Origin of the sequence: Flavobacterium sp. FlaQc-48, assembly GCF_044007335.1 — a bacterium.
GTDB lineage: Bacteria > Bacteroidota > Bacteroidia > Flavobacteriales > Flavobacteriaceae > Flavobacterium.
Genome location: NZ_JBIPCR010000001.1, coordinates 217,367 through 229,764 on the forward strand (window position 1 = coordinate 217,367; position 12,398 = coordinate 229,764).

The following is a 12,398-nucleotide window of genomic DNA, read 5'->3' on the forward strand; positions in this document are numbered from 1 at the left end:
GTTTTAAGGTATTTATAAGGGAGAGGATTCGTGATGTTTAAGCGTTTGTGTATTCAAACACAATCCGGTATACAAAAGATAGTTTTAACAATAAATCATAGCCGTCATAACTCTTATGAAATGCTAAACAGTTGTCATTTAATGAACTAAAATGAAGGTTATACGCCCAAAGCAGCAGCTAATCTCCATCTGTTTATTGGACCAACAGAGAGCATAATTTGTTGATGATTTTAAAAAAAATTGGGTTTGAAAACCATTGTTTGATAGGTCTGATTGTTAAAACCATTATATTTGGTTTCTTTAGTAAATAAAAAAAAATATTTATTCCCAACCTTTTTACCTTTTATGGCATCTATACTCAGTAAGAGAAGTAATCAATTTGCCAAATTCATTTTAGTGTTCCCATTTATTCTATAAAAGATATGATAAAAAAATTACTGTTTGTATTTATTTTATTTCCATTAGCCGGGTTTTCGCAGAGCGTACAGGCCTTGCGCGAGAATGCTGAGACCTATTATAATAATGGTGATTTTTTAAAATCATATCAAGCCTTAAATAAGATAAAGGATAAAAAAATTCTCGAAACTACAAATGTTAATTTGTACAAGTCCCATCTACAAGATAGAATGCAGTACCGTTTTTTTAAGAAAACGAAGCTAAATGATTCCTTATACAAAGTATATTAATTCAGGACGAAAATAATTTTTACGGCTTAGATACAAAAGACTTAAAACAAATTCTGCCTTTTCTATACGAGGAAATAATTATAGTACTAAATGAAGATTTTTATATCGTGAAAAAAGCTGGAAATATGGTGCGATTAATTCACAAAATCAAACAGTGATCCCGTTTAAGTATGATAATATTTATTTTAACAGAGGAATATTTTATTGTACAAAAAATAAGAAAACCCAACATATAACGCCTCAGACTAATTTATAGCTCCAGATAAAAAATGAAAACCCCAATACTATTTTTCTTTCTGCTTTTAATACAGCTTTGTCCTGCACAAAATCAAAATTTGATAAAACAGGAAGCAATGGTGCTTTTTAATGCCGGAAAAGTACAAGACGCTTTACAGACTTTAGAACAAATTAAAGACAAACAAACACTTGCCGACACAGATACGAACCTCTGGAAAAAGCATTGTAAAGAAATCCTGGATTATAAATTTCAAGAAGGAGCCGTGATCAATGATTCTGTTAAAATAGTTGTTGTAAAAACTTCGTTACTAACGCATTTTGGCGTTTATAATAGCAATACTAAAAAATATATAATTACTCCCGTTTATGATCAGATTCCTGTCAGGGATAAAAATTTAAGGTATATAGTTGTTAATTTAAATCGTCAAAATGCACTGATTGATTTATCAGGAAAAACAATTATTCCGTTGGGGGATTATAGAATTATGCAAGACAAATTTATTGTGTTGTTTTTAAATTACAAAAATTCGATAGTAAGTCTGTACCGACTGGATGGAAAGCTCCTTTTGAATAATTTTAAATTAGTACAGCAAATAAATCAAGACTATTTCATCACTCAAAACAGCTCAGATAAATTTGGATTATTTGATGCCGAAAAAGCACAGTTTTTAATCGATGACTGTGATAAAATTGAAAACATTGACCAATATTTTAGTGTAAATACAAATGGTTTTTTTATTAAAAAAGATAACAAAACCGAAGTCCGTAATTTTAATACAAACAGTAGTAGTGCACGGAATGCTTTTGACCAAATTGTTACTTATAATAAAGGATTAAACATATTTGAACAAAATCAATTTAATGCAGATAAAAGTAATACGATTAAAGATTTAAAAAAAGACAAACGTATTATCGTAAAGAAAAATTCAAAATATGGTATTTACAACTTAACACAAAATAAGTACGATTCAGAACCAATTTATGATTCGATAAATAATTTTTACAATTGTATAAAAAACAAAGTTTGGAAGAATTTAAAATATGAATATCCCATAAAAGAAGATGCTGATTATATTTCAAATGCGGTTGTTTATGCTAAAAACAATTTGTGTGGATTAAAAACAATATTTAATAAAACCATAACCGAAGCGCAATTTGATGAAGTGGAGCAAGTAAACACGAGTTTGTTTTTGACTAAAAAGCAAAAATTATGGGGTTGGATTTCTGTAGAAAAGGATAAAATTGCTATCGTAAAACCTCAGTTTGATCATGTTTATCTAAAGTATGATTTTATACAATCAGGTTTTGACAGTAATTCTAAAAATTCTGCTGAACCTTATCTTGAAACCTGTCTCAAAAGTAAAATCAAAAAATACACTTTAGATGGAATGGAATATGGAAATTCTGAATCAAAAAGTGAAAAAGAAGTAAGCAGAAAAGAATATCCATATACAGATTGGAGTTATACAGCTCCAAATTTGAATAGGATCTTAACAAGCCAGACAAAATTTGCTAATCCTGAAGAAGGAGAATTAGAAGACCAAAAATTATTTGGTCTCGACGATAAAAAGGGCAACGAAATCATAAAACCTATTTATACCCAGATTATTTATGGCTTAGAGAATCAATATCTGATTATCAATACTGATAGAGATGCAGGGGTTATTGACGAAAACGGAAAAACAATTATTCCAGCGGATTATAACTCAATTAGTACTTTCGATAATAAATACTATCTCGTTGCTCAATATTATAAATTTGGACTTTTTGATAAAGAGGGCAAAGAAGTTTTCCCGATTATTTATAAAGAAATCAAGGTTTTTTTAGATGGTTTTTATCTCGTTAAAGATCAGGATAATAGATGTAAGATTGTAGATGCTCAGAATAAAATAATCTATACTCTTCCTAAGGATTGTGATACCGTTTATAAATTTGAAAAAATTATAAACAGTAATAAGGAAACCTTTTATTGCATTCAAGACTATTATAGATATTTAGTTAAAGTTGAAAATGATGTTTGTACCCGAATCCTCGAAAAATATGATATTTTAGAAGTTTACAATAATACTATTATTCAGTTGCGATATAACTATTTATTGGGCTTTTACGATTTAAACAGTCAAAAATTAATTGAACCGAAATTCAAAGAAATCGGGATAATGTATTCAAATCCAAAGAGATTTATTTACGCTAAAACAGATCAGTATTTTGAAACTATTATAGATGAAAATTTAAATATGACAGTTTCAAAAGACCAGATTTCAAGTATAATTAATAATGTGATATTTTTTGAAAAGGATGGAAAATATGGTTTTTTTGATAAAAACGGACAAAAGACAAAAAGCACTTTTCAAAATGTAGATGTAAATTATCCTATATATTCACCAGAAGGAAAATTGTATAAATTCTATGATGCCAACAAACGGCCGGGTCTTGTTAGTGATAATGGAAAGATTATTATAAAAGCCAATGTTTATGATGTTATTTATGATGCACCAACAAAAGTTGTACTCTCCGGCAAAAAGTCTCCAAAAGAAGAAGTAACAAAAATTCTTGTCTGCATTGACAAATCTGACAAAACGGCTGATAAATTTGATTTTTTAAGACTTAACGGAAAGAAAATAGCCGGTTTATCAGTTCCTAAAAACAATGATTCGTTTGATTTTAAAAACGGAATTGCTATTCTAAAAGCTGCTGATGAAACTATATTATTTGATTTAAATCAAAATAAAATTGTTCTAAAAGTTAGTAAAAGTTCGATTTTAAAGGACATTAACGGCGGTTTTACTATTATAAGCAATAATACTTCGACTTCAGATTCAAAAGTTCTCGTGCAGAAGTACAGCACTAAAGGAAATCTGATTTCAGAACGATTTATCGACAGAAACCAGAATGTAAACTATTTAGATAATTGGAATTTATATTTAATTCAGAAAAAAGAAAATAAGTACGGGATTATAGCTGTTGACGAAAAAATCCGTGTTCCTTTTGTATATGATACCATAATACCGTCAATAGATTCTGTTTACATTGTAAAAAAGAATACTAAATACGGAATTATTGACCGGGATAACAACGTATTGCTGGGGTTTGAATACGATAAAATAGAGACTCAGTATTTGCAGGAAAGGAGAATTAAGAACAATGATGTCGAAATTATTAAGGAAATGCATGACAAAAGAATTCCTCAAAGACCATCATTTAATTTTATAGTTTCAAAAGATCATAAAATGGGAATTCTTGGACCAAATCTAAAAAATATTCTGCCGTTAGAATACGACAGTTTCAGAAAAGACAGAACACTTTTTAGTTCTATAATTGCCAGAAAAGACCAGAATGAGATAGTTTATGATGCTCAGGGGAGGTTTTTGTTTGAATCGAAATGTGATTCAGTAGTGGAAAGCAAATGGGATAATCCAAAATTTTATAAAATTTACCAAAACGGAAAACAGGGATTTTTAGATGAAAACGGAAAACAGTTTTTTCCGCTGTTATATCCAAAAGTTGAAAAAACGTACGATAAAAATTTATTTATAATTGAAAAAGATTCTAAAAAGTATATGGCCAATTCAGAAGGAGAAATCATTTCGACTGCATACGATGAAATCAATTTTTCAAAATTTTATGGTTACCTGGAAGTTAAAAGCAACAATAAATTTGGATTAATAAATCGGTTAGGAACACTAATTATACCTGCTAAATATGATTATATGGTTCAAATTTTAAATTATAGATATATGGTTGTTTCTTTAAATGGAATGCAGGGAATTATTGATTTGGAATCTGCCAAAAATAAAATCCTGCCGCTAAAAATTCCAATATCATATGGAAACATTATACAACTTGTGAATAATAAATATCTATTAGTTTCAGATCTTTTTAAAACGGGAGTTATTGACTTAAATAATAAAATTGTAATTCCACTGATTTATGATTCACTATACTATAAGGAGAATAAAAAATATTTTGTTTGCAGTACTAATAATGAAGAGATTCGTTTTCTAACATTTGATAATGTAATTATTAAAGATAAGGAATAATTAAACAAAAGATCGTAATAAAAAAAAATAATGATAATGTAGCAATACCTGCTTTTTTTAAAGCAGGTATTGCTACATCAGTAATAATATGTCGTGTTATTAATGAGCAATATTGGTTTTTAGCCAAAGATTTACATCATCAAACATTTGTTTATTAATCGTATGTCCTTCGTCATATTGATGGAAGTCAGAGTGAATCCCTTTGGATTCAAGATAAGCTACTGCATCGGTAGCAAAAGGAAAATGAAGTACAGCATCCTGTCTGCCGTGAGAAATGAATACGTTTAGTTTTTCAAGTCTTTTTTCATCGGCAATAAGGGGTTTTACCTCAGGAAGTAATCTGCCGCTCATGACAGCAATTCCCTTAATTTTTTCCGGTTCAGTGAGTGCCACACTGTAGCTCATGATGCCTCCCTGGCTAAAGCCCATTAAATAAACTTGTTTTTCATCAAAATCAAGTTCATTTTTCAGGCTTTCGATAAAATCTAAAATAGTGACCCTTGCCGCTTCTGCCTGCTGTTCATTAATTTGTGGATATCCACCCGTGAAATTTACCTGAAACCAGGCGAAACTTTCCGGACCTAGTGTAAGTGGTCCGCGTACAGAAACTACTAAAAAATTGTCCGGAAGTTCGTTGGCAAACGAAAACAGGTTCTGCTCACTCCCGCCAACGCCATGAAGGAGCAATAATAATGGTGGTTTGCTTATGTTGGTTTTGGGCTGTCTGACCAAATAATGCAATTGAATTTTTTCGTTATTGGAATTCATAATAGTAAAGCTAAAAATTGAAATTGAAATAAGGATGCCAAAGCAGATCCGTAAATGTTTTTTTATCATCATGCCTTGTCAATTTTAAAAGACATCATGTTGAGTGATCCGGCTACTAAAGCATCATTAAACACCGTAGCTTTTTCATCTTTTTCTTGAAGTGCTAAGATGTAAAGCATTGGGATATAATGTTCAGGAGTTGGCACAGCAAGCTGGAATTCACGTCCCTGTTTGTCAAAATTGATAAGGGATTGGTGATCTTCTTCCACAATCATTTTTTTTATTTTTTCATTGGCAATATGGGCCCATTCATAAGCATATCCGGGAACCATCATTTTATCCCAGGCGGCAAGCTGTAAATTGTGTACCGAGTTTCCACTGCCCACAATCAATACACCTTTGCGTCTTAAAGCTGCGAGTTCTTTTCCTAATTGATAATGATAGGAGGCGGGCTTTGTATAATCGATACTCATTTCTACCACAGGAATATCCGCATTCGGATAAAGGAATTTTATTACCGACCAGCATCCATGATCGAGTCCCCAGTCATTACTAAGTCCGACTGGTGTTGAAGTGATTAATTTTTGAGTTTCCAGTGCCAATTCAGGGCTTCCGGGCGCAGGATATTGAAGATCAAAAAGCTGCTGCGGAAAACCTCCAAAATCATGAATAGTTTCCGGTTTTTGCATTGCTGTGACAAAAGTACCTTTGGTTTCCCAATGTGCCGATATACAAAGTACAGCTCTTGGTTTTGGAAGTGTTTTGGCTACTTGTTGAAAACCCTGAGTAAAATTATTATCCGCCAGGGCATTCATAGGATTACCATGTCCCAGAAAAAGAATCGGCATACGTTCTGTTGCTCCAAAGGCATCAGTTGCTGTTTTAAGGGAGCTGAGCTGCATGGCTGCAGCTCCCAATGGTAAAATGGCCATAGTTTTAAGAAAATCTTTCCTATCCATCTTTTTAGTTTTTTTATTTACTTAAAATTTGGTCCATGTATGATTTGTTATCCCAGAAAAGATATTCTTCCTGCATTACACCATTTTCCCAAATTCCGATAGTGGCCATTGGCAATTTGAATTTTTTTCCGGTTGGCGGAATAAAAGTGCCATCTCCTGCGGGCATAGGCTTTGTAAAAGTACCTTCCATATATCCCATTACGGCAGTAAGATTATCGGAACCGATTTTAATTGGATGCTCTTTAATGCGGGTATCGGGAGCATAAACAAACATCGCATCAAGAGTTTTGATATGCTGTTCGAGACCAACTTCAGTATGCCCGTCAGGAAAATGTACTTTAATATTCTTTGCATGACTTTCGTGCAGACGTGACCAGTCACGATTACTAAAAACAGTATAATCTAAAGTGTCAAAAGTCTCCAGATTTTTAGCAATCTGCGCATTGGTTGCTGCAAGCTCTTTAATCTGTTTTACTAAATCGGCTTTATCGTCTTTTTTCTGAGCCGTTACTGTAGCGCTTAGAGCGAAAACAAGAACCGCTGCGGTTACTTGTCCTAAAATTGAATTTTTCATAATGTATCTTTTTTTATTGATACAAAGTTGCGGCTAAATGGCAGGGCAGAGGTAACGCTTTTCGGAAGAATGGTTGTGTTTTTAGGAAAGCAATTTTTGCATTTCTTCCCTAAACTCTGTAGGAGTAAGGCCTGCCTTGCGTTTAAAGGCATGGGTAAAATAGGTTTTTTCATTAAATCCCAGTTCATAACCTATTTCGGCAATATTTTTATCCGTGGTCATCAAAAGGTTTTTCGCTTCAGTCAGTTTTCGTGTTTCGATAATTTCAGAAACGCTCTGCTGTAGTACATTTTGACAAATTAGATTTAAATTTCGTGTGGTCATGAAAAGTTTGTCGGCATAGAAGTTCACATCTTTGGATTCTTTATAATGCTCTTCTAAAAGCCTGAGGAAATTTTTAAATGTTGTACCTTGTATTTTCTTAGATTCATCATTGTTTAGGTTGAGTTTGCGTCGCTCCGACTCAATAATCGTAAACAGAGCACTTAGCAACTGTCGTATAACGGCGAGGTCAGAAGCTTCCTGATTGTATTCTTCATAAATCATTTTGCACAGCATGTCTAATCTTTCAAAACACGCATTACTTTGCATGTTGATATTCGCTTTTTCGTGAAAAGAAGCATAAAGGCTAAAGATCGTTTCTGCTATAAATTCACTTTTAAACCTTAGCACCCATATATCACTTTGGCCTTCTTTAATGATTGGCTTTACACGATGGATTTTTCCTCTGGTTACAAAACTGATAAAAGGAGCATCAATTAATCGGGATTTAAAATCAATAAAATGCTCCAGCTGGCCTTCTCCGCCTATGATCAGTTCTTCAAAATCATGAGCATGCGGTTCGTTTAAAGTTTGCATAATCTTTGCGGATTCTGCTGCTGTAATTCGAAATATTTTAAAGATTTCTGTCATTAAATCATTTTTAATAGCGTTTGTTAAAGATAATTATTTAGAATAAACCAGCACTTACCCTTGTTAGTATTCCTCATACTTTCATAAGCAAGGCAAATATTTTGTAAATTTAAATGTTGCTGCTCATTATTATCTTAATCTGGTTTAAGAAGTACTATTAAACTAGATTAAGAGTATTTCTTAAACATGTTTATAAGCAACAACTACAGTTTTGGTGCAATTTTGCAGAACAAATTGCCGCTTGAAAATAAGCAGGGAAAATTCAACCTTAAATAAAAATAATATGCCACACGTAAATGTAAAAATGTACCCGGGAACTTCTGAGGAACAAAAAGAAAAAATCGCACAAGAAATTACAGATATCATTATGAAACATACCGGTAAACCGGAAGCAGCGGTTTCTATCGCTATAGCTGAAGTTGCTGAAGATGTTTGGATGGAGCAGGTATATGATAAAGAAATAAAGCCCAATATGGAAAAGCTTTATAAAAAACCAGGGTATTAATACCCACTTAATGCTGAAGTAATGAAAAATACGGCTATGGGTTACACCAAAGAAAAAGAAGCAATTAATACACTCCTGGGCAATTTTGCCCGGGTATTAAATAATGGGGATACAAAAGCGATTTCGGGTTTTTTTGATCGTGATGCTATTTTTATTCCTGATGGTATGAAGAAGATTATGGCGGGTAATGAATTAGGAAAAACCACCAATGGATATCTAAAACGCTCTGATTTTAAAATTGGTTATACTATAAAAGAGATTACTATCGAAAATCAATTTGCTTTTGTAGAAACTTTTGCCACTACGACTGAAAAGTCTGTTTGGGATTTAAAGCCTGTACAGAAAAGAAGTATCGATTTTTTCGTTTTAAAAAATGAAGACGAAAACTGGAAAATTTACCGTTATATTTTCAATAATGTACGAGAACTGGAATTAATCTAAGAGATTTAAGATGAAGGCAGCTGTATTAAGAATTGCAGGAGGGGCAGAAAACTTTTCTCTCGAAGAGCTTGTACTGCCAGCTCCATTAAAAAATGAGGTGCTCATTAAGATAAAAGCCTTTGGGCTTAACCGTTCTGAGCTTATGACCCGAAAAGGATTATCGCCTGATGTACGTTTTCCGAGAGTTTTGGGAATTGAATGTGTGGGTGAAGTAGAGAATGATCCTTCCGGTATATTAGCAAAAGGACAAAAGGTAGCCGCTTTTATGGGCGGGATGGGACGTGATTTCGATGGAAGTTACGCCCAGTATACTGTAGTTCCAACGGATATTATTATACCTTTTGAAAGTACCCTTTCGTGGGAAATTCTCGGCGCACTGCCTGAAATGTTCCAGACTGCCTACGGATCGCTTTATCGTGCCCTTAAAATAAAATCGGGAGAAACGTTATTAATTCGTGGCGGCACATCGTCAGTAGGTTTACTGGCGCTGCAACTGGCTAAGAAAGCCGGGCTTTTTGTGATTTCAACCACGAGAAGCGAAAATAAAAGAGATTTACTACTCGCTAACGGAGCTGATGAAGTGCTCATTGACAACGGAAACTTAGCAGGAACAGTCAAAAATAAAAATCAGTTTAAAATTGATAAAGTACTCGAACTTGTAGGTACAACCACATTACAGGATTCTTTTAAAACAGTAGTCAACGGCGGTGCTGTCTGTATGACAGGCATGTTATCAGAACAATGGTCCATTGCTGAATTTGTGCCTATGGATTATATTCCCGCAACTGTTAATCTGACAGTTTATGACAGCGGTCAAATAAGAATTGAGGCAGTACATTTTCAGGAATTTGTTAAGGATATCGAAAAAGGATTTATAAAACCAGCCATAAAACGTATCTTTAATCTGGACGAAATCGTTGCTGCACACCATTTTATGGAAAGCAGTTCCGGAGGAGGCAAAATTGTAGTACTTCCGTAATGCACTGCAAAAATTGCGGTAATTTTTTCACAAATTTTAGGGTATAAATTATTACCTTTAATAGAAGGTCATAAACGGAGTGCTTAATTTAATATAATAATATGATACTAAAAACTGAAAAAACTTTAACCAAAGAAGTTGCAAATCAGGATAATGCAATTGAGCAATTTCGTTTTGATGTGCTTAAAGGTCTAAACAGTACACCAAAAAAACTGCACTCTAAATATTTTTACGATAAAATAGGAGACACTCTTTTTCAACAGATCATGGCAATGCCGGAATATTATCTGACGGATTGTGAAATGGACATCTTTCAAAATAAAACATCAGAACTGGCCAATATTATTTTGGAAACTGATGAAGCATTCGATCTGATTGAACTGGGAGCAGGAGACGGAACAAAATCTGCTTTTTTACTAAAACACCTTTTAAATCAAAAGGCAGATTTTAATTATATGCCAATTGATATATCCGCCAATATATTGTCTGTTTTAAATAATAAGCTAAAAGCCGATCTTCCTGAACTTACTATTATTTGTCTGGAAGGGGAATATTTCAGGATGCTGGAAAAAGCAACCGAATTATCTTCAAGAAGAAAAGTTGTTCTTTTTCTGGGAAGCAATATTGGAAATATGGAGAAGGAAGAAGCGCTTTCGTTTTGTCGCGGCCTTAACAGCTATCTTGCCCCTGGCGATATTGTACTGATGGGATTCGACCTGAAAAAAAATCCACAAATTATACTGGATGCCTATAACGACAAGGCGGGGATTACCGCAGCATTTAATCTTAATTTGCTAACGCGTATCAACAGAGAGCTCAATGGTGATTTTAGTATCGAAAAGTTTGAACATTACCAGACTTATGATCCGTTAAGCGGTGCCTGCAGAAGTTATTTAATTAGTTTAGATAATCAGCTTGTTACTATTGATGGTCAGCCTGTTCATTTTGAAAAAGATGAACTGATCTATATGGAGCTTTCACAAAAATACTCCTTAGAAGAGAGTGAAACCTTGGCAAACCATTCCGGTTTTGAAACAATAAATCATATTATGGACTCTAAATCGTGGTTTACAGATGTAGCCTGGTTGTCGGTTTAACATTTAAAGATCATTAATATGCAAGTAAAAGCCTCAGCAATTCGCAACCAATATATAATTGACAAATACAATACCATCAGACTGCATTCTGAACATATCTGCAAGCCTTTAGAAATAGAGGATTATGTGGTGCAGCCCATTGTCGATGTTAGTCCGCCCAAATGGCATTTGGGGCATACCACCTGGTTTTTTGAAACTTTTATCCTGAAACCAAATTATAAGGATTACAAAGTTTTCAATGACCAATATGACTTCGTTTTCAACAGTTATTATGAAAGTGTTGGCGCCCGCGTGGTACGCACAGACCGCGGTAATTTAAGCCGGCCTTCGGTTACCGATGTGTATCGTTATCGTGCTTATGTAGACCGGCAGATGGAAGCTTTTCTGCAAAATAATATCCTTTCTTTTGAATTAACTGAATTGCTCGAACTCGGATTGAATCACGAGCAGCAGCATCAGGAATTACTGTACAGCGATATCAAATATATATTAGGGCATAATCCGCTTTTTCCGGTTTATAGTACTGATACAATTTTCGATCAGAAAATCATTCAAAACAATGAATTTTTACAGGTAGAATCCGGTGTTTATGAAGTTGGATATCAGGGAGAAGATTTTTGTTTTGATAATGAATTGGGGCGTCATAAGGTATATCTGGAAAATTTTGAGATCGCCAGATATCCCGTGACCAATGCCCAATATCTCGAATTTATTGCTGACGGAGGATATACCAATTTTAAATACTGGCATTCCGAAGGTTGGGAATGGGTAAAAGAAAACAATGCAAAATCACCTTTATACTGGCATTATATCGATCAAAAATGGATGAATTATACCTTTGCCGGTTTAAAAGAAATAGATCTTAACGAACCCGTTTGCCATATTAATTTTTACGAAGCTTCAGCATTTGCCTCCTGGAAAGGAATGCGTTTGCCAACCGAAGCAGAGTGGGAGATTGCTTCACCAAATTTAAACTGGGGACAACGCTGGGAATGGACAGACAGTGCTTACTTGCCTTATCCGGGATTTAAAAAGGCGCCGGGAGCAATAGGAGAGTACAATGGTAAGTTTATGGTTAGTCAGATGGTTTTACGAGGCGCTTCGGTGGCAACACCGAAAGGCCATAGCCGTGCTACTTATCGCAACTTTTTTCATCCGCGTCATCAATGGCAATTTATGGGCATTCGTCTGGCAAAATAA

11 protein-coding genes are annotated in these 12,398 nt (G+C 33.9%); 7 read left to right on the plus strand and 4 right to left on the minus strand.

The annotated features are described in order from the left end of the window. Nucleotides 1–819: 819 nt before the first annotated feature. Together ACHRWY_RS00875 and ACHRWY_RS00880 are read left to right on the plus strand one after the other, a co-directional pair. The gene (locus ACHRWY_RS00875) at nt 820–942 is read left to right on the plus strand and encodes a hypothetical protein (protein WP_395352488.1); all 123 of its coding nucleotides are present in this window, start codon (nt 820–822) and stop codon (nt 940–942) included. 13 nt (nt 943–955) lie between these two features. After that, nucleotides 956–4,963 carry a WG repeat-containing protein gene (locus ACHRWY_RS00880; RefSeq protein WP_395351603.1) on the plus strand — a complete coding sequence of 1,336 codons (4,008 nt, stop codon included), beginning with the start codon at nt 956–958 and terminating at the stop codon, nt 4,961–4,963. Between the two features lie 99 nt (nt 4,964–5,062). Here ACHRWY_RS00880 and ACHRWY_RS00885 read toward each other — a convergent pair whose 3' ends face one another. The 4 genes from ACHRWY_RS00885 to ACHRWY_RS00900 form a co-directional block, all read right to left on the minus strand. Further along, nucleotides 5,063–5,731, minus strand: coding sequence for an alpha/beta hydrolase (locus ACHRWY_RS00885; RefSeq protein ID WP_395351605.1), 669 nt, complete (start codon nt 5,729–5,731; stop codon nt 5,063–5,065). A gap of 68 nt (nt 5,732–5,799) precedes the next feature. Beyond that, a complete protein-coding gene (gene ygiD / locus ACHRWY_RS00890; RefSeq protein ID WP_395351607.1) occupies nt 5,800–6,690 on the minus strand; it encodes a 4,5-DOPA dioxygenase extradiol in 891 nt (296 codons plus the stop codon). A gap of 13 nt (nt 6,691–6,703) precedes the next feature. Beyond that, nucleotides 6,704–7,264 carry an ester cyclase gene (locus ACHRWY_RS00895; protein ID WP_395351609.1) on the minus strand — a complete coding sequence of 187 codons (561 nt, stop codon included), beginning with the start codon at nt 7,262–7,264 and terminating at the stop codon, nt 6,704–6,706. Nucleotides 7,265–7,345: 81 nt separating this feature from the next. Continuing rightward, nucleotides 7,346–8,176, minus strand: a complete 831-nt coding sequence (locus ACHRWY_RS00900) for a helix-turn-helix transcriptional regulator (RefSeq protein WP_395351611.1) — start codon at nt 8,174–8,176, stop codon at nt 7,346–7,348. A gap of 283 nt (nt 8,177–8,459) precedes the next feature. Here ACHRWY_RS00900 and pptA point away from each other — a divergent pair, with 283 nt between their 5' ends. The 5 genes from pptA to egtB all read left to right on the plus strand — a co-directional run bounded on the left by pptA (nt 8,460) and on the right by egtB (nt 12,398). After that, complete coding sequence (gene pptA, locus ACHRWY_RS00905; RefSeq protein WP_395351612.1) at nt 8,460–8,681, plus strand: tautomerase PptA; 222 nt, start codon at nt 8,460–8,462, stop codon at nt 8,679–8,681. A 21-nt stretch (nt 8,682–8,702) separates the two neighbouring features. After that, on the plus strand, nt 8,703–9,122 hold the full coding sequence (locus ACHRWY_RS00910; RefSeq protein ID WP_395351614.1) for a hypothetical protein: 420 nt from the start codon (nt 8,703–8,705) through the stop codon (nt 9,120–9,122). Between the two features lie 10 nt (nt 9,123–9,132). Beyond that, nucleotides 9,133–10,101 carry a zinc-binding alcohol dehydrogenase family protein gene (locus ACHRWY_RS00915; RefSeq protein ID WP_395351616.1) on the plus strand — a complete coding sequence of 323 codons (969 nt, stop codon included), beginning with the start codon at nt 9,133–9,135 and terminating at the stop codon, nt 10,099–10,101. 101 nt (nt 10,102–10,202) lie between these two features. Then, nucleotides 10,203–11,198 carry an L-histidine N(alpha)-methyltransferase gene (gene egtD, locus ACHRWY_RS00920; RefSeq protein WP_395351618.1) on the plus strand — a complete coding sequence of 332 codons (996 nt, stop codon included), beginning with the start codon at nt 10,203–10,205 and terminating at the stop codon, nt 11,196–11,198. 18 nt (nt 11,199–11,216) lie between these two features. Then, nucleotides 11,217–12,398, plus strand: a complete 1,182-nt coding sequence (gene egtB, locus ACHRWY_RS00925) for an ergothioneine biosynthesis protein EgtB (protein ID WP_395351620.1) — start codon at nt 11,217–11,219, stop codon at nt 12,396–12,398.